This is a genomic window from Chromobacterium indicum (assembly GCF_039708975.1).
GTDB classification, from domain to species: Bacteria; Pseudomonadota; Gammaproteobacteria; order Burkholderiales; family Chromobacteriaceae; genus Chromobacterium; species Chromobacterium piscinae.
The window spans coordinates 16,311-41,135 of sequence record NZ_JAYFSJ010000004.1 but is presented as its reverse complement, the minus strand read 5'-3'; the positions used below and the strand labels follow the sequence as shown (position 1 = coordinate 41,135).

Below are 24,825 nucleotides of genomic sequence, written 5' to 3'. Positions count from 1 at the left end.
CCGTCTGCCTACCATGGTGACGGTAGTGACTTGGTGACAGTCCTGTTTTCAAAAGAAATTTCCCTCGCTCCCGCAGTGACATGAAGCATTTGTCACTAGGGACACCTCGAACTTTCAGCGAAACCGGCCCAAGCCCAAGCCTCTGCTAGCCCCGCCCGCCCCAAAGACGGACGCGGTATAAGCACAAGCCCCTACCTAACGGCGCGAAACGGTACACAAAAACGGTACACAGAAAGAAACTCAGACATGGCCCTGACTGACCTGGCGATCCGACAAGCCAAGCCACAAGACAAGCCCTATCAAATCGCCGATGGCGAAGCACTCTATTTGGAGGTGACGCCCTCAGGCGGCAAACGCTGGCTGTTCCGCTTCCGTTTCAATGGCAAACCCGGCAAGATGGCCTTGGGCAAATATCCCGTGATGAGCTTGGCCGAGGCGCGAGAAAAGGCAGCAGAGGCGCGAAAGCTACTTGCTGCCGGTGGCAATCCCAGCCTTGCCAAGAAAGCGGCAAAAGATGCCGCGAAGGAAGCTTGTTCCAATGCGTTTGAAAACGTTGCACGTGAATGGCACGATAAGCAACTTGCCCGCTGGACACCTCACCATGCTCGCCGAGTGCTGGAGTCCTTAGAGAATGACGCATTTCCCGATTTGGGCAAGCTACCGATCTCCAAGCTAGAGGCAAAACAGATACTTGCCACTATACGCAAAGTCGAAAAACGCGGCGCGGTGGAGACCGCAGGGCGCGTTCTACAACGCATAAGCTCTGTCATCCGCTACGCCATTCAAACCGGCAGAGCCGAACACAATCCAGCGATCAACCTGACCGGAGCGATTACAGCCAACAAAGTAGAACATCGTCCCGCCCTGCCGCGTGGCGAATTGCCTGAGTTCTTCACGCGCCTGCAAGCCGAACCCCTCTATGCTCCGACCCGTATTGCAATGCATCTGTTGATCCTAACATTTGTACGGCCGGGAGAACTGCGGGCCGCACGTTGGGAGGAATTCGACTTTGAGCGCCAAGAATGGCGCATTCCGGAAGAACGTATGAAAATGCGCTCACCTCATATCGTTCCACTTTCCGCGCAAGCCCTTGCTCTGCTAGAAGAACTAAAGCCGTTGACAGGACGAAGTGCTCTACTATTCCCAGCGATGACCGACCACAGCAAATGCATGAGCGAAAACACCCTAGGCTACGCAATGGGACGAATGGGCTACAAGGGAAAGGCAACGCCACACGGCTTCCGCGCACTGGCTTCTACCGTGTTGAATGAGGAGGGTTTCGACCCCGACGTGATTGAACGCCAACTTGCTCACGCCGAGCGTAACAAGGTTCGCGCAGCCTACCACCGCGCCGAGTATCTGCATGAGCGACGCCGCATGATGCAGTGGTGGGCCGACTTCATCGCCCAGCAACAAGGCAAGAATGTCGTCCCCGTCAACTTCAAACGGGCAAGCTAAAAGCCATCGAGATGTTTCGTTACGCCTCTGCCAACAGCGCTATGCTGTCCGCAGAGGCGTAAACACATAAGACCTAAATTCTTACAGATCGGACCTGAGACTCTTAAACAATCGACTAGGCATATCCTCGACATGAACATCCACCCAAAATACAGGTGCAGGAAAAATAAATATGTTATTGTTTGAAATTTAATTTCGCGCAACTTGCATGCTTACAGCTGCTCTAACATGTCCAACCAAGACAGGAGGCTGAATGAAACTGATACTCCCCCGACTGGCCAGCTTATCGCTGGCCTTTATATTAAGCGCTTGCAGTATCTCAAACACAGCGGAATCTAATGACCCCTTTCTTAGAAAAGGAGTCGGGTTAAGCATTTCAGCAGCAAACTATGTTAACCGCAGTGTGTTTTTCCGGCTAGATGATGGTCACAATGGAGGAGGACTTGCAGATGCAGGAAGTAGTGAAAAACCCGGAAGTTCAGGGTCTATGTGTTGCTTTACAGTAACTAATTTAAATAAGCCTGTAAAAGTTGAAATGCGCTGGGCCGCTATTAAAGAACCCTCTGTACTTGGCGCTGATGGAGCTTTAGTAGACGGAAAAGTATTAACCCCTGCCGTCACAAAACAAATTTTGGTAAAGCTCCCTCCCCGCATACCACGCATCACTCCAAACGGCCACATAAGAAGTGAAAATGTTATGTGCATCATCTTTAAAAACCTAAACACTGTTGAGCTGAAATATTCCAATAGCTACGACTGCTAAGAGCCGCTAACAAAACCTCGTAGAAAACCTGCACCAAGGCACGCCGACGCAGGCAGTGCCAGTCATACGACAAGGAGGCGTAACGCAGAATCAGGGGTTTTGTTAGCGTCTCTAAGAAGTGAAAAAAGCCCCATGTGCAGCAATGGGGCAAGGGTAGAAATCAAAATGTGATTCAGATGGGTAAGCGTAAGGCTTTAAGATCGGCCACCTTAATGTGCACTTGCCATTTTGGTGAATGGTTTAACTCTGGATTTTATTTCCGTAATAATTTCCATGCCTTCCTGCAAATCCACCATATAGTTTCCTGCTTTTATATTTCCTGAAATTTCTACATTGGCAAGCGGCACTGCATAGCGCTCAATGTAGCGTTGGTAGTCCTTTAGCAATAGATCGCAAACCCGCAACATGGCTTGAGGATTGTTAACCAGGATGGCATGGCCCAGCAGGTCAAAGTTGTGCAGCGTATCCGCGAGCTGCCAAATATCTTTACCGTTTCGTAAGCGGTGAGTGCGGCCAGTCGCTTGCTTGCTATGCTGTCGAATGGTGGTCGCAATGTGAGCCGTATAGTACAAAAGCCGTGCCAGTTCGCTTGTTAAATTCAGCTCCTGTGAGTTCATTATCCGCACCTCGTTTTATTAGTTTTTAATCCATCTGTCTGCCCGGTTGCCGCCAGTCCAGCTGACTACGCTTGCTAAGCCAGCAATAAGTCGAGTAAGTGACTTAGTGCGAAATATTAATGTCTAGCCAATATACAGTCGTGATGAAAACTGATAAGGTGTAGAATAATATTCAAACGGCATCAGATTGGTTTGCGCATAATGCAAACGATAAGACGTTGCCTCAAGGAAAATAATTTTCCTTGACAGTGTTTTGTGGTCATGAGTCACTTTCAACTCAAGATAAAGATCAATATTAATAGCATTGGTTTCGAATGTAACCATCCTAGTATTGATACGCCTACTTAATTCAATCAGAGGCTTCCAATGGAAAGCGTACCTGCGATTGCAGCAAAGAAGATCACAGTTAGAATTGTGCCTTGGCTGATCATTTGCCTAACCATGGCCTACATCGACAGAACCAACCTGGCTTTTGCACAGTTTTCCTTGACGAAATCTTTCGGAATTGATCCATTGGTTTTTGGAACGGCTGCAGGAGTATTTTTTGCCGGATATATTGCCGCAGAGATTCCTAGTAATTTGTTGTTGCTTAGATTCGGCGCTCGGAGATGGCTGGCAAGAATTATGATCAGCTGGGGTGTGGTCACGATGTCAACTTACTTTGTCCACACAGATACTCAGCTGTATATTGTCAGATTTCTGCTTGGAGTGTGTGAGGCAGGATTTTATCCTGGAGTGTTGTTTTATTTGACGCGCTTCATTCCAATAGAGAATCGTGCCAAAACCAATTTCCTTTTCATCTCCGCTATTCCACTATCCGCAGTGATCGGCAGTATATTTTCAGGCTGGTTGTTGGAAACGATTTCTAAATCGAATTACTTAGGCATGGCTGCATGGCAGTGGTTGTTCTTGACAGAAGGTCTTATGACCATTTTTATTGGTATTGCACTGCTCTTTGTGCTACCGGAGAGCGTCAAATCTGTAAAGTATTTAACCGATTCTGAAAAGCTGCAGCTCAGCGCGCATATACAAGCACAAGAAGAAACCAAAGCTGTGATTGGATCGCCGCTGAAGGCGATGTTGGACTTGAAAGTCTGGATATATGCAATCGTGACTTCTGCCTCAGCGTTTTCCATGTATTGCATTTCATTCTGGCTCCCGCAGATCATCAAATCCTTTAATGTCACCAATACATTGCATATCGGTTTTATCAATGCCATCCCATGGGGCCTGGCGCTTGTCGTGCTGGCGACGTCGTTTTTGATGATCGGAACCATAAAACGGCCAGTGTTTGTCTTGTCCCTGTTGTACGGAATCGGGTGCTTATCATTATCTGCCATCTTGATTAATGGCATAAGCGTCACAACAAAGCTTGGTCTAATTTCGGTTGCAACCACAGCGATTATGCTGACCTATCCGGTATTTTGGTCGCTAGTCAATTTCCTTAAAGGCAAGGCTGCGGCAGTCATCTTTGCTGTGATCAATTCAATTGGCAGCTTGGCTGGATTTATGTCGCCTATCATGATGGGATACGTCATCAAGGCAACGGGAAGCCCGCAGCTTGGTATCGTAATCATGTCCGGCTTTATGGGATTGGCTGTGATTTTACTTTTTGTGATTCACATTGCTTTTACAGAAAACCAGCGTGCTGCAGCTTTCTGATATTGATGATATCAATGGAGATATATTGCAATGTCAGATTTGCCAGATCTCATAAAAACGCAAATAGACTCCTCAAGACATAGTTGTGGAGTAAAAAATAAAACGCACCAGTTTCTTTATGCGCATAGTCAATACCTTTCTGTTGTGGGAGCCTCATGCCTGGAGGAGATTTTAGGCAGGCACACGTATGACCTTCCTATCAATTCAGTTTCGGAAGGGCACGATTATGATGCCGAAGATGGGATTGTGCTGCGAGAGGAGCGGCCCGTCATTTCATTGCACTGCTTCCGGAATGGGTCGGTATACAATGAAATTACCTACATCAAAGAGCCGTTATATTCCTCTTCAAATAAATTGGAGTGGGTTTATTTTAGGACATTGAACTATTTGAAGGTAGATACATCAAATCAAATTGATGAAGGCAAGCAAGACAGTGAGAGTGGTCGAGAAAGGATACTGAAGTGCCTATCTAATCTAACCGATAAAGAATTTAAGATTCTAGAGCTTTTTTGCGCAGGGAAACAACCAAAGGAAATTGCATTTGCTACCAATACTTCAGTTTCCTCGATTTCCAAAGCACTAGCAAGAATAAAATCTTCGCTCAATATCAGCAATAACTTCGATATTATCAGAACAATGAATGCCAACAATATGCAGCCATTTCTGCATAGTCGTGCTTCGGATAACTTTGGTGTAGTTTACATGGACATAATGAGGTTGCCATGATGATATCTGATAGTCATGCCCTGTTTGAAGCTGCTGGCTGTGCGATGACCCTCAACAACACAGGCGTCATCACCGACAGTAAGGATTTTGTTTCTACTGCTTTTTGCAATCAGCCGGTATCTGCCTTTCCTCTACTTGAGATCGGAGCAGGATTTGGTTCGAATTCTATTTCAGCTTTGAAAAATGGGCACACGGTCATATGCAATGACTTGAGCAAAGAGCATTTGGAGATTGCTAGCAGGAGTGTGCCTGCTGAAATGTTGAAACGGATTACATTTCTGGATGGTAGCTTTCCTGATGAAATTGATCTGACAGAAAACTCTATTTCATCCATTCTGTGTTGCCGGGTTTTACACTTTTTCAATGGACAAGGCATTGATAAAATGCTGAATGCCATGTCTAAATTGTTAATACCCAATGGACGGATTTATGCAACTGTCGAGACGCCATTCATTGCTAATTGGAAGTCTTTCAGGCCGGAATATGAAGCAAGGCTTGCTGCTGGTCATCCTTATCCTGGTTTGATCGAAAATCATCGCATGCACGATAGCATAGCGTTTTCGAATCAAATTCCTGATGTTTTACATCTATTTGATCTTGATGGTTTTAAAAAACTATTCACTGACCATGGCTTTTTGATTGAGCAAGCCTCATACATCAATCGACAAGGTGTTTTCCCCGTTGAGTGTTTGTCCGATGATGGTCGAGATAGTGTTGGGGTGATTGCGGTAAAGCAGGCCTGATAAATAATACATCATTTAGAGTTGTGATTTTTTGCACGTAAACCAGAGATAGTACAAAAAAGGAAAGCATACATGTCTACCGGTACGATCAATTGGCAGAAAAAAGCAGAGCAATTGCATTTCGAAGGTCGCGCTTACATCGATGGCGCTTATCGGAAAGCACTGAGCGGCAAAGAATTCACAACCATTAATCCCGCAACTGGCAAGGTGTTGGCATCTATTGAGTGGTGCGGTGAAGAGGATGTCGAGCTGGCAGTGCGCGCAGCGAGGCGGGCATTTGATGGGGGCGCATGGTCCGAGTTGGCACCGCGTTCCAGGATGGAAATCCTGAAGCGATTTGCTTCGCTCATCCAGGACAATATTGAAGAATTAGCGCTTTTGGAATCATTGGATGTTGGCAAACCCATCGCCAACGCCCTAAGCGTTGACATTTCTAATACGGCGTACTGCATCAGTTGGTTTGCCGAGCTGATTGATAAGGTTCCGGGTGAGGTTGTGCCTGTCGATCCGGCGTTGCTTGGCATGGTGACGCGCGAGCCTGTCGGCGTGGTGGCAGCCATTGTGCCGTGGAACTTCCCTTTGCTGATGGCAAGCTGGAAGTTTGCTCCGGCGTTGGCTGCAGGCAATGCGGTCATTCTGAAGCCCTCTGAGAAGTCTCCCCTTACCGCAATCCGTGTTGCGGCTCTCGCTGAAGCAGCAGGCATTCCGCCTGGTATTTTTCAGGTCTTGCCGGGTGCGGGGGACGTTGGCCAGGCTCTGGCGTCACATCTGAATGTGGATTGCGTCGCCTTTACCGGCTCAACTGCTGTTGGCAAGCAGATCGCTAACTATGCAGCGCAAAGCAATCTCAAGCGCGTGTGGTTGGAGTTGGGCGGGAAAAGCCCGAATATTATCTTGGCAGACTGCAAGGATCTTAAAGCAGCCGCGAAAGCAGCAGCTGGTGCAATTTGCTATAACGCTGGTCAAATGTGTACGGCAGGGTCTCGTGTCTTGGCGGCTAGAGAAATACGCGAAGCCTTCTTGTCTGAACTGAAAGTGGCGATGGCTGATTATCGTCCTGGAGATCCATTGTCACCTGAAACGAACTTGGGAGCGGTCGTCGATCAAAGGCAGTTCGATAGGATCTTGTCCTATATAGCCCAAGGACAAAAAGAAGGCGCTAAGCTGCTGCAGGGTGGTGCTGCTGTCCAAACTCTCCATCCAGATGGCTTATTTATTGAGCCTGCTCTTTTTGATTGCCCGCAGCCTAACTTGACGATTTGCCGTGAAGAAATATTTGGCCCCGTCTTGTCGGTGATTACCTTTGACGATGTGGAGGAGGCTGTGCGGATTGCCAATGATAGCCAGTATGGGCTCGGGGCGGCGGTATGGACCCAGGATGTTTCGACAGCGCATAAAGTGGCGCGTCAACTGCGAGCCGGTACAGTTTGGGTCAATTGCTATGAAGAAGGTGGGGACATGAATTTGCCATTTGGCGGCTATAAACAGTCTGGGAATGGTCGCGACAAATCATTACATGCTCTTGAGAAGTACACCGAGCTGAAAAGCACGCTGATTAAGCTATAGCGTATTCCCGATACCGGCAGGGCTCTTATCTCATGTAGCAAAAGTTCAGAAAAGATGGAGCCCTGAATGAAGCAGATCGTTTTTCATCGACAAAGCCAAGATAATTTTGCGTAAATTTGTTGAAATCTATGTAACTGCTTGATGCGCACACCTAAATTGTTAGCAATTCTGTCTAAGCAGGAAATCGATACAATCGCCTATGATGCCTGTCACTGCAAAAATTTAGATCTACTTCATTCGAGTATTAACGAAAACAATACTACCAGCACAGATTGCATTACTGAAAAGGGTATTTAATCAGATTTAGAGTAGGCTGATCAGTTGTTGTCGGGGCCTAGATGGGTGAGTACAAGCCAAAAACGCCAACCAACATCAAGCAGTAGTAAAGATGCAAAAAGAAAACTCACCATGGCAAGTAAGGTCCCAAGAATAAGATGCGTATTTGCCAAATAGGCAACCAACGCCACTGCCGCAGCAAAGCCATATGCGACAGTATCAATAAAAAAGCAGGACAGAAGAACCCGATAATGTCCAGTCTTTTGCATATTCCTGACCAGTCTATGTCCAGCAATTGATGCCAAGATTGCAAGCGCTGCCAACAAAAAACCAAGCATGGTGACAGATACCTGTGCAAGTAAGCCAAGAAATGTTCTGGCATCACTAGCACTCAGTCGGCTCAGGAGATTGTACTTCCAGACTCCCCAGCCAATAAGTAGGCAGATCAAGACGCTCCATTTAGTCCAGTGCTTCATTGCCTTTAACCAAGTACGGCTCCAGTCCTGTATTAGCCTTCTTCACAGTTGCAATCTCTGTAAACATCTGCGTACTATCAGGCCTACCTTGATGAAGTTCAATTGTTACTTTGTCAAATACCCTGTCCGCAAACAAATCAATCGGGTGATCAACCTCTGATAATTTAACTTTCAATTTCTTGGTCTGAGTTGATTGGAGCAACAAACCAATCTGATCTTTTATGTTTGCAAGCAAACCTTTTTGCTTCGACGTTGTCATGATCTTAGCCCTGAAGCGCGTCGCTCCTGTGCTAGACATAAATTGCATTGCTTCAGATGTCCAAGTATCGTTTGGATCCGGTGCATATGTTTTTTTACGTGGTTTAGCAATTTCAAACTCAACTGCTTTGAGGATGCCTTTTTTCATTTTCTCCAAAGCATCTCCAGTTAGTACTTCATCAAAGGACACGTTATGTTCTCCTCCACCCGCGAAGGTGAAGTAGCGAGCTAACGCAGCGACATCTGACCCTTCCATCGACACTTGGTAAGCGATCACCTCGACACCTGACTCATCGACGAACAGCGTAAAGTGATTCTTTTCAATAATTTCATCGTCATCATCCAGCTTTGGAGGGGTCTCTGTGCTTGATGATCTCTTCCCCACCAAGGGGAGCTCATCCCGGAACCTTACGAAGGCAGCCCGATACTCGGTTTTTTCAGCATTGATGTTGTGGATGCGCACCTGATGAACCATGCTGCCAGCTTCGCGAACCAGACCGACTCCTTCAGGCATCGTAGCCACTTTATCTAGGGTAGCAGCAACAGTCCCTCTCTTGCCGTCTGCTCCTACACGTGGGATGTAATAGCGAATGGTATAAGTCTTAGTTTTCATGTGTTCAGATGATTTGAATAAGTTTTTGTGTTGCTAGTGTTTGACTGTGCGTTCTTCTACAACTTGATAACTTTCTCCTATTTCTAGAAGCGTTTTACATGGTTATGCTCAACAGACTTACACTGAACACCCTAACCTTTTAATCGATGAAGGTGCAATCTATTCTCTATAGTAGGCAATTCAAAAGAACCCCTATTATATTTGGAAACAACCAACCATCAGATTAGGATCCATAGCTATTTTTAACTTTTCAAAAACCCTTCAGAATTTTGCTTCATAGCGGAACGAAGTATCTCCAAAAAAGTGTGATTTCGTGCTGCTGCGTCCGATACAATGGCATCAAATGACATTACAAAAATTGGAGTTGGTACAACAGTTTGGTCATTACGATAAGTTGGAAATTCTTGATAATAAACCCTCCCTTTAGAAAATAAAGGAGCCCACTTCTGCTGCCGCAGACTTCTTGCGAATGAGTCATTTATTTCGAGTACCGCGTAGTACCAAATACGTTGAATATTACTGCAATACTGTGCTAGTTTGTCAGCTCGCTCAAGTAGCTGATTTACAGCGTATTGATTTTCTTTTTCGTCATCGGTTTTCTTTTTAATCTCAACAATTACAACATCAACAGGGGTGGAGTCTTCTGGGTCTGCCGAAAATATCATTGCTATATCAGGCCTTCCGGACTCCTCTTCTGTCTCATCGCTGAGCCGAATGGCATCAATGACTTTGTCCATGCGAGCTTCGCTCAATACTGTACGAAACGTCATGAACTTATCATCAAGCAACCACGCATTGTTTTGGTATACATCACTAACAATGTCATTCTGATTAAAATTTTGCCATCTTGGGACAATAAGATTATGAATTTCTTCCTCAGAATTTCCCGGAGTCATAGCTTTCATCTTGGCTATGATTTTTTCACGGTAAAGGATGTATTCTGTAAGCGTTCTAGCTGAGGCTTCCAGCGATTTTTCGTAGATTGCATCACTCAGGTTCTCGCATTGCAATATTTCTTTCTGAATTCGAAAGAATTTTTGCTGCGCACCATTTAAGGCCTCTTCACGGTCAATCAAGCCTACTGTTGAGTTTTCAAAGTACCCCAGTAAATGCGGGAACTGGTCTTCAAACTTTCTCCTCGTCTTTGCATTGGTTTCTGATATTTTTGGAATACTATCCACAAGAGTATTTCCAACTTCCCTACGGAATAAAGCATAGAGAACTGACTCTGACAGCCCGTCCGGTAACAGCAATTTTTGACGCGAGCTATCTGCGCTTGCACCAAAGAGATCTGAAGAGAAAATAAAAACAACCGAATACCCGTACGGAATGGATGAAGCTTGAATAAGATTTATAGGGATCGTTCGCCCATCAATGCTCACGGCAGTTAAAATATTGGCCGGGGCGGTTGTTTCTTTTATATAGTAATGCATATTAATGCTCGAGTTAGCATCAACTGCATCGTCCCGAATTTCTTTGATTTTTAACTCTGGCAAATCATCATTACTAATGGTTACAGCGCTGGAAAAAAACTCTTTTTGCACATTGCTCTCGTCAGTTTCGAGATCAATAGTGATCTTGAAATTTATTTTTCTGTCGCGAAGATCGTTGAGCGTCGGCAAAAAATGGGAGATAATTTTCTCCTTCAGACAACCTGGCTTCAGATCGTCGTAGGATTTAACCTTATCTTTTGAGAATTTCGTGAAAAGCAGTGTTGTCTTATTTCTAGACACAACGTCTGAAAGGAGTTCAATTTCGGCGTTTCCATCAAAATTTTCCTTGAAAACGAATTTGCGCCGTTTATCTTCCCATTCGCTGGCAATTTCGACACTGTCAAAGTAATTTAGAAAAACGAGCCGCCCAATTCCTTTGTGAAACCCATCTCTAGGTTTCATAAGGGTCCTGAAACGACCAAAACTTTCATCGGTGAACCCAGTGCCGTTATCGATAATTTTAACATTGAGGGTCTCAGATGCAGTGAAAGCCTGGATCGAAATTATAATGCCAATCTCAGTCGCCCCAGCATCCAAAGCATTGGCGACGGCTTCGTAGTAAACCAACGCCAAAGACGGATTAGGGAAAAAAAGTTTGATTGCGCTGGAGGTCTCTATATCCATTTCTCATCCCGGGGAGCTGTTTTCCTGCCTGCTGGCTTGCACTGCGTACTGCATGCAAAGAAGGCTACCATTGCTGTTCGGTGGTGTTCTGTCCTTGTCACTCCTCAGGATAACCCAATTGGCATCTTGGCGATGGGGATTCTTGAAGCCATGCACGGGAATCCTTGCTCACCAAAACAGTAAAAAACTTCAGCCCCCAATGCGCGCTCTCAGCACAGCTGCCTAGACAACTGCATTGTCAACACAGTTCATCCCATTCATTTGGACCAGTAGCTGCTGTGGCTGGCGGTCTTCCGCTACGCAAGAGCTGGAACCCGGTGCAGTTCATAAGGCGGAATATTGCTGTCCTTTAGTGCAGGTAAGTTAACTATTTAGTGTAATCACCTTGTTGGTGTCTCAGTTACTCCATACAATGTTTAAACTGTTTCAGTTCAATGACATACCCTCTTCAGAGGGTATTTTTATTTAGGTTCCTGATGGATCTGAACGCCCTCCTAGCCAGCTTCGCCTCCGCCTTTAAGCAAGAGCAACGGCTGCTCACACTAGAGCTCGGTAGCGGCCACATCGCCTCTGAACAGCTGTTGCCGCTAAGCCTGGACGGGGACGAGGGAATCTCTCGATCTTACCGTTACACGCTGACTTGCCTGTCTCCAGACGGCAATCTCGAGCTGAAGACACTGCTAGGCCAACCTGCTCGCCTTGGCATCAAGGACGCCGATAGCGACGAGACCATCCGTTGTGGTGTCGTCAGCCAGGCCAGGCTGGCGGGATCGGATGGCGGCTTTGCAAAGTATGAGCTGACCATTGAGCCGCCGTTCGCGCTGCTACGCCATCGCAAAACCTCCCGTGTATTCCAGGACTTGTCGGTCCCAGATATCGTCAAGCAAATCATCGAAGAACATCAGGCTGCCAATCCAGCTTTTGCGCGGGTACAGACGCTGGATATCCAGGTCAAACCCGCCCAGCCCCGCAGCTATACGTTGCAGTACCGCGAGAGCGATTTCGATTTCATCGTCAGGCTGCTCCACGAGGAAGGCTACGCCTGGCGCTTCCTCCATTTGGATGATGACGGTCCGCAAGTCGAACTGGCCATTTTCGACGATGCCCACAGTCTGCCGGGCTCCAAGTTGGAACGGGTACGTTTCCACCGCAGCGATGCGACGGAAGAAGAGGATGGCCTAACCGGTTGGGAAGCCGCGCGCCAGATCGTGCCCGGAGGCACTGCGCTGGCCAGCTACGACTACAAACCGGTCTACGCCCTGCAGAGCGGCGACCAAAGCCGTATCGATCAAGGACAAGCCGGCCAGTCTTTGCAAAGCAGCCTGACGCACTACGACGCGCCAGGGCTGTATTACGCTGGCGATGAGGAGCAACTGGGCCAATACGCCGCACTACGGCAGCAGGCCAATGACCTTCAAGCGAAGTCTTTCAGCGGCACGGGTTCGGTGCGTGGTCTGTTGCCAGGTGAGTGGTTTCGTCTGGACGAACATCCTGCACACGATAGCGATGCACCCGCAAGCCGCGAATTTGTCGTCACCGGACAAACCTTCCAGGCCCGCAACAACCTGCCGACCGACTTGGCGCAGCATATCGGCGTGGAGCAGGATGCCGCTCCGTTCACTACCTCGATCCAGGCACAACGCCGCGGCATCCCGCTGACCCCGGCCTATGCCGGCACCACGCATGCCAAGCCGACTAGCCAGGGTAGCCAAACCGCAACCGTGGTGGGGCCAGCCGGCGAAGAAGTGCATACCGACGAGCAAGGCCGTGTCAAAGTGCAGTTCCACTGGCAGAGGCCGGAGGAACACCCAACCATCGGCGCGGGGATGGATGACAAGTCTTCCTGCTGGCTGCGCGTGGCGATGCCTTCTGCCGGCGCGGCCTGGGGCCACCAGTTCATCCCGCGTATCGGCCAGGAGGTGCTGGTCAACTTCATCGAGGGCGACATCGACCGCCCCTTGATCACCGGCGTGCTGTACAACGGCAGCCATCCGCCACCGGACTTCAGCGGTGCCGGCAGCCTACCGGCCAACAAGACGCTATCCGGTATCAAATCCAAGGAACATCAAGGCGGTGCTTACAACGAGCTGCTGTTCGACGACACGCCGGGCGAAGTCCGCGCCAAGCTATCGAGCGAGCCGGGCAAGACCCAGCTCAACCAAGGGTTCCTGACTCACCCCAGAAGCAACGGCAAGGCCCAGCCGCGCGGGCAAGGCTTCGAGCTGCGTACCGATGACCATGGCGCCATTCGCGCCGCTCACGGCCTGTTGCTGACCACCGAAGCGCAGAACGGCGCATCCGGCAAACAGCTGGCGCGCGAGCACGCGCAAAGCCAGCTGCAGTCAGCCGTCGCGCTAAGCCAGGCGCTGGCGGAAACTGCTACTGAGCAACTAGCTGACTCCATGGAAACTGGCCCGAATGCTATTGGCGACGATACAGTCAAGGACGGCAAAAAGGACAAGGGGCATCTGCATCACCAGCTGGATGCGCTGGCAGCTTGGGAAGCTGGCACTAACACCGACAAAAATGGCAAAACGGCCAAAGAGCAAGAGGGCCAACAGCCATTGCTGATCCTATCCGGCCCGGCAGGCATCGCCAGCCTGACCGAGCAGAGCCAAACGCTCATTGCCGAACAGAACCTCAATTTGGTTGCTCAACGCGATGCCAACCATACGACTGGCCGACGCTGGATTCACAACGTCGGTAAGAGCATCAGCCTGTTTGTGGCCGGAGTACAAGACAAAATCTCCATGAAGCTGATCGCTGCCAAGGGCAAGATACAGATCCAGGCGCAGAGTGACGCCATGGAGATCACGGCGGATAAGGACGTGACCATCACCTCTTGCAAGGAACGCATTGAGGTCAACGCCAAGCAGGAGATCCTGCTTACTGCAGGTGGAGCCTATTTCCGCATCGCCGGAGGCAATATTGAAGTCCATGCTCCTGGCACTGTCAGCCTTAAAGGCGTTGAACATAATTTCAGCGGTCCTGCACAAATGCCCCCCAAACTGCCACAATTCCCCAATCAAATTTGTAAAGAATGTGTGCTCAAGGCAAAAAATGCTGGCAGCCCATTCGCTTCAAAAACATGAACCCCATAATTGATTTTTATCAGGACGACATTGAAGAGGCATTGGACTCCATCATGCCTACGGATCTGCTTTGCTATGCCCTTCTTGATCATAGCTTCATCCCAGATAAGTCACTAACCAGCCAACTCAATGGGCTGCTACACTGGCGCTCACTGTATGAAGAAGCCGGTGGCGATGCCGACATATCACCGCTTCTATGCGGTATGGAATCTAAAAGCACCGATCAATGGCGACAACAGATATCCACCTTGTTGGAAATCAGCAAAGGCCAACCCATGTTGAGCCTGTGGCATTCTTCGCTAGATTTTGAATCGATATATCAGCACTTCGTCAGCTACACCGACGTAAAGCTTCTTCCGGAAAAACTGATCTACCTACTGAGATATGCCGACACCCGTACCCTGCCATCACTGCTCAGCGCTTTGAATGAAAAACAGCATAGTCAATTTATGGGGCCCTTCGAGCAACTGACGTATTTTGATCGAGCTGGCAACATCAGCGCAGTTTCAAACATACCGACAAATCAAACCAATCGGAAAGCATTGGCACTGGATGCAGACCAATTTTCCCAGATGTGGAATGACAGCATACCGGACCAGATCATCTCCCAACTGAACATGCCGGACGGACACTCATGGCATATGATCAGCCCTTCTGAGCAATATGAGCAGCTGCTTCAATTATGCCGACAAGCGGAACAAGAAGGTTTAGTAGAGCCAATGGAAAAAGAGATTTTTTGCAAACAGGCACTCTGGGAGAAAGTTCCCATCTCAAATCGTTAAGATGGAATAATCAAAAGGATTAACATGGATGCAGTCTTCGTTATTGCTCTTATGTTACTAATACAGTTTTTTGTTGTTGGCATTGCATCTCTAAAGAAACAGAGCCGCACGCTTTCCAAGATTGTAAAATACAGCGCTTACCCAGCAATATTATGCCTCGCGGCAGCCATAGTTATTTTCATCGTAGGGATAAGCTCAGGCAGCACTTCACTAGCTAACATTTACATTCCAATATATCTAGTCTTTTTGGCTGGAGCTAGTTTGGCTGTAAGTTTCCTTCTGCTTATATTGGTAAAAATCATTATAATCACATACGAATCAATTAAACAGAAAAATAAAAGGAAGCAGATATAATTCTCTAATAGAGGCAACACTCCATTTCCATAGTCAATAAAATTATACTGCTCTATCTATCCAACACGATATTGCTTAGGGTTTGCGGGCCAGCCAGCCCTCGGAAATATAAAATTAAGCAATCAGAAATAGATATCGACATTTAGTATAAAATTCAAGGTAGAACAATGTATTAAAAATCTTTAATTCAACTACCAAGAATGAAATACTCACACGCTTTGCGAAAAGAAAATAACACCCCTGCAGGTCGGAAAAAATTAAACACGGCCTCACCAATGGAATATACGATATGAAACTCATCAGGAAGATTGTGTGTTTTCTATTAGGAGCCTTTCTTTTAGCAGGGTGCGACCAGGATAATACACTCTCAATGTCGCCAGAAAAATCAGACAAGTTAACGGTATCTACTGATGCGGTCAACTACATGCATGACTGGGCTGTGGACTACACCTTGACTGATATTAAAAGCAATCAAGCCATCGGTGGCGGCATTGTAGATGTTTTAGAAGGGCCAGGTATTAAAGGCTGCTGCGTAAGCTTACCTATAAAATGGCAGCCAGGCATTCAGCTTAAAGTAGAGTGGAAAAAATCTAATAAAAATCAGACGGACCCTATTAGCCGAGTCAAAATTATAGAGGTGCCGAAATATAAGCAGCCTGGCGATATTTATGTTCTATTCTATCCTCGCGATGAGGTTGAAATTGCAGTCTCCCGTATTGAGCCTGGACATCCTGGCTGGACAGGAAAAGAAAAGAACACCCCCTATCAAGCATGCATAGCCAAATACTCGAAAAATGAATGCAATAACAATCTACCAAAGTATCGCTCAGGATCTTGGGAAGAATCAGCCCGAATGATGAGGAGAGCATGCACCGAATCGGCAATAAGCTCATCTTCCAACCCAGAAGAAAATGGAAAGGGCTGCAAAGAATGGCAGGCCGAATGTAAAGCAAAATGGAATATTGATAAAAAAATGTGCGATCTAGACTATAAGGAATAAAAATGGCCGCTCGCTTTTCTGAAAAATGCAGACAATCACATTTAAGTCTTGAATATATAGAAGCTGCCAGTCGCGTCAAAAATTTAAACATACCTAGCTGCTTGAAATGCGAAGAAGACATATTCATCGGCTTCTTCTTCGATGGCACAAATAATAACAAATATAGGGATAAACCCCACTTCTCGCATAGCAATGTTGCAAGGCTCTACGAAGTATATACCGGCAGACCCACCATGCCGCAATTGCAACTCGGAAGCCAAGGTGCACCTACTCCGGACATGCCGCCATCGTGGCGAGCAGATGTTGCAGCAGACGCGCAACAATATTACAGAAAGACTTATATTCCAGGCGTAGGTACGCCATTCGTCGAGTTGGGAGATAGTGGCAAGGGCGTGGATGCTACATTTGGCCTCGCCATGGCCAAACATGGCGAAGTCAGATTGGACTGGGCGTTATTGCAAGTTGGCAACCAGATTGCAGCGGCATTAACGGGAAATCCATTGTCTCCTCCGTTGGCTGACGATGCCAAAGCAGCGAGCAAGCTACAATTAGGTAAAGATGATGAGCGGGAAGATGCTCGCACAAAGTTACACGTTCAACGTGAAGCGACGTTGAAGAAGTCGATTGCAAGCCGCTTGAAGAATAAGCCAACTCCTAGGAAAGTCAGGTTGTCTGTTTTTGGATTTTCTCGTGGCGCGGCTGAGGCGAGGGTATTCTGCAACTGGGTATTAAAATATTTAGGCAGCAGCTATGCCGGACTGCCATTAGTTATAGATTTTCTTGGCATTTTCGATACGGTAGCATCGGTTGGCATTGCTCACTCGGTACCGACTCAAGATGGGCATTATGCTTGGGCTACGCCTGACAATTTGGCCATTCATCCGGCTATTAAACGCTGTGTTCATTTGGTTTCTGCGCATGAGGTTCGTGGGTCTTTCCCCTTGGATTCCGCGCCAGGAAGTAATGTAAAGGAAGTAGTTTACCCTGGTGTCCACTCGGATGTAGGTGGCGGCTATACGCCGAATGACCAAGGTCGCTCCATTGGGGCGGGGGCTGTTGGTGACGCCAAGAAACTATCGCAGATTTCACTAGCGCAAATGTATCGGGAGGCTCTTATAGCTGGCGTACCATTACTTGATGAGGGCGATTTTAAAGAAGCTCACAAGAGCATGTTCAAAATAGATCCTTCCACCATTAATGCATTCAATGCCTATATTGAAACTACGCGCAATGGTAGCGGGCAGCCGGATAAGAAATTATGGTTGACAGAAACGCAGCCCTTGGAACCGGTGCAAGCCATAGTTAGACGTCACTATGGCATTTTCCTCCGTTGGCGAAAGAGCATGCTGGGTAAAGTGCACTTACTTCCAGGCTTAAAGCAGTCCGCTGACCCAGTGGAAAAGAAAACTCAGGATATACACGACTTCCAACTTACGGATCAAGAACTCAGCGAAGAATTAAAACTATTGGATGGCTCTGGTATTAGTCTGAAAAATATCACCGCCTTCCTTGGAAAAAGCTCGGACTGGAAAGATGGTGTCTCTAAGGCTTGGCATGATCCGACCCCTGTGAAACCAGCAGAGGAAATTTTGTTCGAGACATTGGTTCATGATTCTCGCGCTTGGTTCAAGCCATTTGGCGACGACGACAGCATCGACAGCTTACGGAAGTATCAACCTGAACGTATTAAAGAACTGGAAAACCGACTCAATCGTTTAGCTGCAGAGAAAAAATATCTAAACAACAATAGCTCCGCTCAACTCTCGTATCCTCCTGTTGGTGTGAGACAACAGGCAATAGAACGAGAAACTCAAGAAATACAGAAGCGTCTTGATGATTTAAAACAAAAGAAAAGTTACGCTATCGCCGATGGCGGACATGAACCATATTACATGTGGGGCTATCTGCGCTGGCGCAAGATTTACGCAGGGGATCACCCACTTGTCAAGGTTCAAAGAGTAAGACAAAAAATAAAGAAACTTGTCTCATCAGTAGAAAGCAGCATTGGCCTTTAAAATTCATCATGCACTCTAAAGATATAAAAGATATTTTCAAATGCAATCTAAAAGCTATTACATAAAAGCATCAGCAATTACGTTCTTTATCGCATTGCTGCTTTCATACTCTTCGTACCTTTTGCCAAATCTGGATTACTCATGCGGCGATGGATCCTGCATGGCAAATGGAATGATGTATCGATACGTCGCCTATGCCATTACTATATTAAGTTTTTACGCTTCTTTTGTTCTCATCTTTCGAGCATTGATAGATAAGATATGGAAGTGCATAGTATTGGGCGCTATTTTTATGGTTTTGGTCAATCCTCATGGCTTTGCAACCATCATTCCTCATAGTTTCTGGTAAGCAACACAGGCTGAGACCATTTGGAAAAAGTGAACCGCTTTTGGTCTAGTGGATGAAAGTGGACTGTCCCCGCTGCAATAGATAACAGCGGTGTCGCTCCACTTCCTCCATACAAATTTTCAAGACCAATGGCAGTGCCTGTCTATCTTCCGAATACATTAACACTCACCACAACTTGCCTAGCTCTGTCATCGAGGCAGCCATTCCGAATAACATCATCAGGAACACTGGCATAAATAATGAAATTATCCGATATAGCAAAATTACCCATTCTAATAAAATCAAACCTTATCCAACAATGCCGAAATTGCCATATCTAAATTTGAGCTACCACTATCAACTTTCCAAGCCTGCAATCTAGTTAATGTTTCGCTTCTAATCTCGAGAGTAACCAACTTTCGCCGTGCTCTTGACCGCCTCTGTCTGAGTGCTGCCATGACTGCATTACGCTGCTCCACAGACAAACTCGAATTCACTGTTCGATTGATATAAGCCAACCAACTAGGCATACCATCATAAGGCTCTGGTATTGCCTCATAATGCGGGTCTGCGACAACAAAATGCGCCGCTCTCCGCAAGCTACTCGCAATATGCACTCTAGCAAACAATTGCTGCCCCTCCAGTCCCTCCAACTTGGAAGCCGCCAAAGTTGCCAACAGAGCCGCATCACTTGGCGTCGTAGCCACCTCACGAATCGTAACAGCGTTACGGTTATTAACCCTAAACTTTTTCATTTAAAATCAACCCACTACAAAGAAAACCAGCCCAAACTTGACGCTCTTCCACTCCGCAATTACCATGTAATGAACACCGCCATAGTTGCGCCTAATTAAATCAGCCCAAGATTTCCTCTTGGGCTTTTGTTTTACCGCACTTCATCGACCGCGCATACCGTACTATTAACAACGATGCCCGGGTTATGGCCAAATTCAGCTACGTTTGAAACAATGACGTCCACAAAGCCCGAAGCTAATCTTTCGGGCTTTTTTGCGTTCATTCAAGCCAAGAAAACATAACAGCGTCACGATAAAATGTCACCAATTCTTCATTTAAAATCAATCGCTTGAAATCAAAACTGCATGTGTATTGCTTATAAGCAGTGATACACTTACGCTTAGATTGCAGTTACCACAATTGCGCCCATAAAGCCCGAAGCTAACCCTTCGGGCTTTTTTCATTTGCTCGAATGTTTGCGCCGTTATGGGCATGGACATGCTTAGACAGTTATGGCCCAAGGCTTCCACTTGGGCCTTTTTGCATTCTGGCCTTGCCAGTCTCACAAGCCCGCCTTTCGCGGGCTTTTTTCGTTTGGAGGATATTCTCGTGTCAATTTCCCTTTCCGATAGCAAAGACCGCCTTTTGAGTCGGCCCGAGGCCGCCGCTTGGCTGGGGCTATCGCCGTACACACTCAATGAATGGGCCAGCACCGGCCGCTATGGTCTGCGCTACTACCGCATCGGCCGGAAATGCATGTATCGCCTTTCCGATATTCAAGCTTTCATCGCGTCTAGAGCTGTTCACCCGCTGTAATCCACACTCAATAAAGGACACAATCATGATCAATTCGAACACCTCTTACATGCTCCGCTTGCCCGATGTCATGAAAGTAACGGGCTTGAGCCGCAGCAGCCTGTATGCCTTGATCAAACAAGGGCAATTCCCACGTCAAATCCAGCTAGGACCGCGTGCCGTGGCTTGGCTGTCCTCTGACGTAGACAGCTGGCTGGAAGAGCGAATAAATGCCGCCCGCGACATGAAAACCGCGTGATAAGGAAATAGCCGGATGAAATATGATCTTCCACCCGATTTGCCATATCCCCCTCCCCCAGACAAGCCCGCGCAAGCGGGCTTTGTCGTTTCTGCCCCCCGCATAACAGCGCATTGGGCAACTGAATTTCTCTACGCGAGATATCGCCAGTATTCAAGAGAAGGTAATGCCCTCCAGATGCGGCGGATGGAGCGCTGCATGCTTGACCGAAACATTTCCATTCCAGAGCTATAAGACATGACAAACCACAAAACAAAAAAGCCTCGTTCGGGAACACGTAAGGCCGTTGCATTCGGGTCTTTTGTCGAATTGCGCCAGCACTTTCCCCCTGCCCAGCAGGATGGACCGCGACGCGCGGCTAAGCGCCAAAACTACCAACAAAACGCCCGCGCCTTTGCCAGCAACACGCAGCTTTGTGCCGCTTGCGGCCAATGGCGGCAAGGCTCGCAAACATTGGCCCTGCCCTTGTTTGGTCAGGTGTTCCATGCATCGGTTTGCCCGATTTGCTATGAGAGCGTACGCAGCAGCGGCCCATACCGGGCCAGCGTGGCGCACAACATCGCCCAACGACAACACCATGAGGCTTGCCATGCGTAAATCCTTGCCATCCGCCCTGCGGCTGGACCGGCTGCGCTACCACCCGCGCGTGATTACCTTGGTGTTGATCCTGACTTGCATCCCCGCCTGCGCGCGAGTGAATACCGCCCCGGCCATGCATCACGCCTCAATGGCCGCTAAAGCGCCAAGCCTGCCGCACGCCTCCTAAGGAACACCAAATGAATCGCTCTATCACCCTCCCCTGCAACGGGCGGGAGGCCACCGGCTTGTCGTATTTCTCGTACTCGCTCACCCAACACGCCAAGGAAACCGTATGAAGTTGCTGCCATTTGAACTGGTCAAAGCCGCCGCCCTGGCCGCCCTGCCCCGCGTGCTGGATTGGGCCGGGGTGCACTGGAAACAGGTGCATCACGAAATCCAGATGATCAACCCGACTCGCAGCAATGACGATGGCTATGGCTCGTTCTCGATCAATGCCAATACGGGCGTGTGGGCGGACTTCGCCAGCGGCGACAAGGGAGGCGACGTGATTGCCCTGGTGGCTTACTTGAAGTCCTACGGCCAGGGCGAAGCCTGCAAGGACTTGGCCCGTTTGCTGGGCATCGTGAACGGCGAAGCGTCTGCCGCTGTCGCGCCTATGCCGCTGCCGGCTGCGCTTCCCACCGCCGAGGCGGTATTGCCGATCCCGGCCGCGCTGATGGGCAAGATGCCGCGCAGCAAGCCGCATCATCCCGGCAGACCGGTGCAATTCTGGCGCTATAACGATGCCGCCGGGCAACCCCTGGTGTTCGTGGTGCGTCTGGAACCAGGCCAGAATGGCCGCAGCAAGGACTATTTCCCGCTCTCCGTCTGGAAAGACGCGGACAATGGCAAGACTGCCTGGCGCTGGAAGAACCTGAACGCGCCGCGCCCACTGTATGGCCTGGATCGTCTGGCCGCCCGGCCGGATGCTCCGGTGGTGATCTGCGAAGGCGAGAAGGCCGCCGATGCCGCCGCGCAGTTGCTGCCAAACCATGTCTCCGTGTGTTGGATGAATGGCGCGGAAGCCGTCAACAAGGCCGACTTTCGACCATTGGCCGGCCGTCATTGCCTGATCTGGCGCGACTACGACGCACCGGGCTGGGAAGCGGCGACCGCCGTCGCGGCACAATTGGCCACAGTCGGCGCGGCCTCTGTCAGCCATGTCCCTGTCGAACGATTCGAAACCTACCGCCCCAGCGATGCGAGCCAAGCCCCTGCCTTGCTGGATGGGGGCCAATGGGACAGCGGCGATGACGCCGCCGACGCCCTGGCGCGGGGCTGGACAGCGGCCCATCTGCATCTGTTGCTGGAAGGTGCACCGGAAGCAGAAGCCGCCACACCTACGGTCAGCGCATCCCCGCGCCCGGCCCCGTCCGCCCTGGGCAATCCCTTCAAGGTATCGGAACGCGGCGTCTACTTCCAGACCGAGGACATGGACACGCCGCTATGGATTTGCAGCAAGCTGGACATCCTGGCGCGCACTCGCGACAAGAACGCCGGCAGCTGGGGCTTGTTGGTACGTTTTACTGATCCGGACGGCAACATCAAGGAATGGAACATCCCGTCCGAACAGCTGGCGTCCAGCGAAGGGGCGGAAGTGATCAAAGGCTTGCTGTCGCGCGGCCTGCTGCTGGGCGCGGGCCCAAAGGCCCGGCAAAGACTGCTGGAATATCTGGCCCGCTACGATGGCAACGAACGCGCCACCATCGTGCCGCGCCTGGGCTGGCATGATGCCGCGTTCTTGCTGCCGGATATCCAACTTGGCCAAAACGATGAGCGTCTGATCTTCGAAGCGGCACAGAAACAACGCGAAGCCATGCAATGCATCGGCAGCCTGGCAGGCTGGCAAAACGAGGTGGCACGCTACTGCATCGGCAACAGCCGGCTGGCCTTCTCAGTGGCCAGCGCTTTCGCCGGGCCGCTGCTGGGCGTCCTGGGCAGCGAGTCTGGCGGCTTCCACTTCTACGGCGACAGCTCGCAAGGCAAGACCACGCTGTTGCAGGCCGCCGCCAGCGTATTCGGCGGGCCGGGCTATCTGCAAACCTGGCGCGCCACCGATAACGCACTAGAGGCCATCGCGGCCGCGTATTCGGATTGCCTGCTGACGCTGGATGAAATCCATCAGTGCGACTCCCGCATCATCGGCGAAGCGGTCTATATGCTGGGCAATGGGCGCGGCAAGAGCCGGGCCAATGACAAGGGCGGCAGCCGGGGAGCCGTGGCGGAATGGCGCGTGCTGTTCTTATCGTCTGGCGAGAAGACGCTAGCCGCCCACATGGCCGAGGCCAAGCAGCAGATGAAGGCCGGTATGGAAATCCGCATGTTGGCGATTCAAGCCGACGCCGGCCAGGGCTTCGGTTTGTTCGACACCCTGCATGACAAGGACAGCGGCCAAGCCCTATCCGACCACATCAAGGCATCGGTGATCCAGCAGCACGGCAGCGCCGCGCGCGCCTATCTGGAACGGCTGGTGCAAGAAAAAGATGGCTTGGCCGGGCTGATCCGCCAGCAGCTGGCGCGCTTTGACAGCGAAGTTTTGCCCGGCGAGGCCCACGGCCAAGCGCACCGCGCCGCCGCCCGCTTCGCCCTAGTAGGCATTGCCGGCGAGCTGGCCAGCGCCTGGGGCGTGACTGGCTGGCCCAAGGGGACCGCATGGCAAGCCGCCAAGACATGCTTTGCCGATTGGCTGAAGATGCGCGGCACGTCAGGCAACCGCGAGGATGAGGACATCTTGGCCAAGGTGCGCCTGTTCTTCGAACAGCACGGCGAAGCACGCTTCACCCGGCTGTCCAATGAAAGCATTCTTCACGAACACGATGGCCACGCGCCGGACCCGGACGACCACGCGCCCAAGACCATCAGCCGTTGCGGCTACCGGCTCAAGGACAAGCTATCCGGCCTGATCAAGTATTACGTGCTGCCGGAAAGCTTCCGTTCCGAAGTATGCGCCGGGATGGATGTGAACCGGGCGTGCAAGCTGCTGACCGCGCGCGGCGCGCTGGAAACCACCAAGGGCGCGGGCAATATGCTGCAAGTCCGCACCACACCGGAAGCGAAATACAGCAAGAGCGGCCGGGCCAAGGTGTATTGCGTCACATCCGCCCTGTTCGCAGACAACGCGAAGGAGTTCGACGATGCCGCCTGATCTGGCTGAGTGGTTTGCCGAATTGCCACAGGACCAGTCCGAAACCACGCCATCACCCGATGGCAGCGCAGCGGCTTCCGAACTAGCCGGGGCGCTGCTCCCGGCGACAGAGGGCTTGCCCTTGCTCTGTCGCGGTTGCCAGGCCTGCGATGGCCAGCACTGCGGCGCATATCAGCGACCCGCAAGCTTTGACTTGGCCGGATACTGCCAATGCTTCAAGCGCCGGATCGGGGTAGCGCTAGGGAAGGTTTGGCTATGGCGCATTGATCTTAACGACCATGGCCGCGTTTGGCATATGGCCATGCCACCGAAAGATGCCCAACAAATAGCCACGTGGGCGTGGGAAGCCTATGAAGACCAGGTGCGGCGCATTCAGCCGCTACCGGGTTTTGACTTCCTACCTTGCAAACAATCACGTTGAATCACAACAGTAATAAAGATGCCACTTAGACATCCCTTATGTATT

19 protein-coding genes are annotated in these 24,825 nt (G+C 49.7%); 14 read left to right on the top strand and 5 right to left on the bottom strand.

From position 1 onward, the window contains the following. Positions 1-246 precede the first annotated feature (246 nt). Both VA599_RS06580 and VA599_RS06575 read left to right on the top strand, forming a co-directional pair. Positions 247-1,458 (top strand): tyrosine-type recombinase/integrase, encoded by a 1,212-nt coding sequence (locus VA599_RS06580; protein ID WP_346788022.1) that lies wholly within the window; start codon positions 247-249, stop codon positions 1,456-1,458. Positions 1,459-1,711: 253 nt separating this feature from the next. Continuing rightward, positions 1,712-2,221, top strand: coding sequence for a hypothetical protein (locus VA599_RS06575; protein WP_346788021.1), 510 nt, complete (start codon positions 1,712-1,714; stop codon positions 2,219-2,221). A gap of 209 nt (positions 2,222-2,430) precedes the next feature. On the opposite strand, the gene VA599_RS06570 is transcribed toward VA599_RS06575, so the two are convergent. Continuing rightward, the gene (locus VA599_RS06570; RefSeq protein WP_346788020.1) at positions 2,431-2,838 is read right to left on the bottom strand and encodes a hypothetical protein; all 408 of its coding nucleotides are present in this window, start codon (positions 2,836-2,838) and stop codon (positions 2,431-2,433) included. A gap of 366 nt (positions 2,839-3,204) precedes the next feature. Here VA599_RS06570 and VA599_RS06565 point away from each other — a divergent pair, with 366 nt between their 5' ends. The 4 genes from VA599_RS06565 (at position 3,205) to VA599_RS06550 (ending at position 7,535) form a co-directional block, all read left to right on the top strand. Next, on the top strand, positions 3,205-4,500 hold the full coding sequence (locus tag VA599_RS06565; RefSeq protein ID WP_346788019.1) for an MFS transporter: 1,296 nt from the start codon (positions 3,205-3,207) through the stop codon (positions 4,498-4,500). Positions 4,501-4,530: 30 nt separating this feature from the next. Continuing rightward, complete coding sequence (locus tag VA599_RS06560) at positions 4,531-5,226, top strand: helix-turn-helix transcriptional regulator (RefSeq protein ID WP_346788018.1); 696 nt, start codon at positions 4,531-4,533, stop codon at positions 5,224-5,226. Beyond that, positions 5,223-5,969 (top strand): class I SAM-dependent methyltransferase, encoded by a 747-nt coding sequence (locus VA599_RS06555; RefSeq protein WP_346788017.1) that lies wholly within the window; start codon positions 5,223-5,225, stop codon positions 5,967-5,969. The genes VA599_RS06560 and VA599_RS06555 overlap by 4 nt, the downstream gene beginning before the upstream one ends. A gap of 72 nt (positions 5,970-6,041) precedes the next feature. Then, positions 6,042-7,535, top strand: coding sequence for an aldehyde dehydrogenase (locus tag VA599_RS06550; protein ID WP_346788016.1), 1,494 nt, complete (start codon positions 6,042-6,044; stop codon positions 7,533-7,535). 317 nt (positions 7,536-7,852) lie between these two features. Here the strand turns inward: VA599_RS06550 and VA599_RS06545 are convergent, their stop codons facing one another. From VA599_RS06545 to VA599_RS06535, 3 genes are all read right to left on the bottom strand, one after another. Further along, positions 7,853-8,287, bottom strand: a complete 435-nt coding sequence (locus VA599_RS06545) for a hypothetical protein (RefSeq protein WP_346788015.1) — start codon at positions 8,285-8,287, stop codon at positions 7,853-7,855. Beyond that, positions 8,271-9,158, bottom strand: coding sequence for a DUF6731 family protein (locus VA599_RS06540; RefSeq protein ID WP_346788014.1), 888 nt, complete (start codon positions 9,156-9,158; stop codon positions 8,271-8,273). The genes VA599_RS06545 and VA599_RS06540 overlap by 17 nt, the downstream gene beginning before the upstream one ends. A 242-nt stretch (positions 9,159-9,400) precedes the next feature. Then, positions 9,401-11,275, bottom strand: coding sequence for an ATP-binding protein (locus tag VA599_RS06535; RefSeq protein ID WP_346788013.1), 1,875 nt, complete (start codon positions 11,273-11,275; stop codon positions 9,401-9,403). Between the two features lie 476 nt (positions 11,276-11,751). On the opposite strand from VA599_RS06535, the gene VA599_RS06530 reads away from it, so the two are divergent. The 4 genes from VA599_RS06530 to VA599_RS06515 all read left to right on the top strand — a co-directional run bounded on the left by VA599_RS06530 (position 11,752) and on the right by VA599_RS06515 (position 18,518). After that, positions 11,752-14,367, top strand: a complete 2,616-nt coding sequence (locus VA599_RS06530) for a type VI secretion system Vgr family protein (protein ID WP_346788012.1) — start codon at positions 11,752-11,754, stop codon at positions 14,365-14,367. Positions 14,368-14,420: 53 nt separating this feature from the next. Then, positions 14,421-15,149, top strand: coding sequence for a DUF4123 domain-containing protein (locus VA599_RS06525; RefSeq protein ID WP_346788011.1), 729 nt, complete (start codon positions 14,421-14,423; stop codon positions 15,147-15,149). Between the two features lie 643 nt (positions 15,150-15,792). Further along, the gene (locus tag VA599_RS06520) at positions 15,793-16,503 is read left to right on the top strand and encodes a DUF3304 domain-containing protein (protein ID WP_346788010.1); all 711 of its coding nucleotides are present in this window, start codon (positions 15,793-15,795) and stop codon (positions 16,501-16,503) included. A gap of 2 nt (positions 16,504-16,505) precedes the next feature. Next, complete coding sequence (locus VA599_RS06515; protein WP_346788009.1) at positions 16,506-18,518, top strand: T6SS phospholipase effector Tle1-like catalytic domain-containing protein; 2,013 nt, start codon at positions 16,506-16,508, stop codon at positions 18,516-18,518. Between the two features lie 630 nt (positions 18,519-19,148). Here the strand turns inward: VA599_RS06515 and VA599_RS06510 are convergent. Continuing rightward, the gene (locus tag VA599_RS06510) at positions 19,149-19,601 is read right to left on the bottom strand and encodes a hypothetical protein (RefSeq protein WP_346788008.1); all 453 of its coding nucleotides are present in this window, start codon (positions 19,599-19,601) and stop codon (positions 19,149-19,151) included. 589 nt (positions 19,602-20,190) lie between these two features. On the opposite strand from VA599_RS06510, the gene VA599_RS06505 reads away from it, so the two are divergent. The 4 genes from VA599_RS06505 (at position 20,191) to VA599_RS06490 (ending at position 24,359) form a co-directional block, all read left to right on the top strand. Beyond that, positions 20,191-20,397, top strand: a complete 207-nt coding sequence (locus tag VA599_RS06505) for a helix-turn-helix transcriptional regulator (protein WP_346788007.1) — start codon at positions 20,191-20,193, stop codon at positions 20,395-20,397. 25 nt (positions 20,398-20,422) lie between these two features. Beyond that, the gene (locus VA599_RS06500) at positions 20,423-20,635 is read left to right on the top strand and encodes a helix-turn-helix transcriptional regulator (RefSeq protein ID WP_346788006.1); all 213 of its coding nucleotides are present in this window, start codon (positions 20,423-20,425) and stop codon (positions 20,633-20,635) included. Positions 20,636-21,224: 589 nt separating this feature from the next. Further along, positions 21,225-21,401, top strand: coding sequence for a hypothetical protein (locus tag VA599_RS06495; protein WP_346788005.1), 177 nt, complete (start codon positions 21,225-21,227; stop codon positions 21,399-21,401). Between the two features lie 105 nt (positions 21,402-21,506). Next, a complete protein-coding gene (locus tag VA599_RS06490) occupies positions 21,507-24,359 on the top strand; it encodes a DUF927 domain-containing protein (protein ID WP_346788004.1) in 2,853 nt (950 codons plus the stop codon). The last annotated feature ends 466 nt before the right edge of the window (positions 24,360-24,825 follow it).

What these genes read in the sequence shown, in the direction of transcription:
- VA599_RS06500 (WP_346788006.1), top strand. Translation starts at nt 20,423, where the DNA reads ATGATCAATTCGAACACCTCTTACATGCTCCGCTTGCCCGATGTCATG.
- VA599_RS06510 (WP_346788008.1), bottom strand. Translation starts at nt 19,601, where the DNA reads ATGAAAAAGTTTAGGGTTAATAACCGTAACGCTGTTACGATTCGTGAG.
- VA599_RS06565 (WP_346788019.1), top strand. Translation starts at nt 3,205, where the DNA reads ATGGAAAGCGTACCTGCGATTGCAGCAAAGAAGATCACAGTTAGAATT.
- VA599_RS06560 (WP_346788018.1), top strand. Translation starts at nt 4,531, where the DNA reads ATGTCAGATTTGCCAGATCTCATAAAAACGCAAATAGACTCCTCAAGA.
- VA599_RS06545 (WP_346788015.1), bottom strand. Translation starts at nt 8,287, where the DNA reads ATGAAGCACTGGACTAAATGGAGCGTCTTGATCTGCCTACTTATTGGC.
- VA599_RS06530 (WP_346788012.1), top strand. Translation starts at nt 11,752, where the DNA reads ATGGATCTGAACGCCCTCCTAGCCAGCTTCGCCTCCGCCTTTAAGCAA.
- VA599_RS06490 (WP_346788004.1), top strand. Translation starts at nt 21,507, where the DNA reads ATGAAGTTGCTGCCATTTGAACTGGTCAAAGCCGCCGCCCTGGCCGCC.
- VA599_RS06520 (WP_346788010.1), top strand. Translation starts at nt 15,793, where the DNA reads ATGAAACTCATCAGGAAGATTGTGTGTTTTCTATTAGGAGCCTTTCTT.
- VA599_RS06580 (WP_346788022.1), top strand. Translation starts at nt 247, where the DNA reads ATGGCCCTGACTGACCTGGCGATCCGACAAGCCAAGCCACAAGACAAG.
- VA599_RS06525 (WP_346788011.1), top strand. Translation starts at nt 14,421, where the DNA reads ATGCCTACGGATCTGCTTTGCTATGCCCTTCTTGATCATAGCTTCATC.
- VA599_RS06555 (WP_346788017.1), top strand. Translation starts at nt 5,223, where the DNA reads ATGATGATATCTGATAGTCATGCCCTGTTTGAAGCTGCTGGCTGTGCG.
- VA599_RS06550 (WP_346788016.1), top strand. Translation starts at nt 6,042, where the DNA reads ATGTCTACCGGTACGATCAATTGGCAGAAAAAAGCAGAGCAATTGCAT.
- VA599_RS06570 (WP_346788020.1), bottom strand. Translation starts at nt 2,838, where the DNA reads ATGAACTCACAGGAGCTGAATTTAACAAGCGAACTGGCACGGCTTTTG.
- VA599_RS06515 (WP_346788009.1), top strand. Translation starts at nt 16,506, where the DNA reads ATGGCCGCTCGCTTTTCTGAAAAATGCAGACAATCACATTTAAGTCTT.
- VA599_RS06535 (WP_346788013.1), bottom strand. Translation starts at nt 11,275, where the DNA reads ATGGATATAGAGACCTCCAGCGCAATCAAACTTTTTTTCCCTAATCCG.
- VA599_RS06495 (WP_346788005.1), top strand. Translation starts at nt 21,225, where the DNA reads ATGCGTAAATCCTTGCCATCCGCCCTGCGGCTGGACCGGCTGCGCTAC.
- VA599_RS06540 (WP_346788014.1), bottom strand. Translation starts at nt 9,158, where the DNA reads ATGAAAACTAAGACTTATACCATTCGCTATTACATCCCACGTGTAGGA.
- VA599_RS06575 (WP_346788021.1), top strand. Translation starts at nt 1,712, where the DNA reads ATGAAACTGATACTCCCCCGACTGGCCAGCTTATCGCTGGCCTTTATA.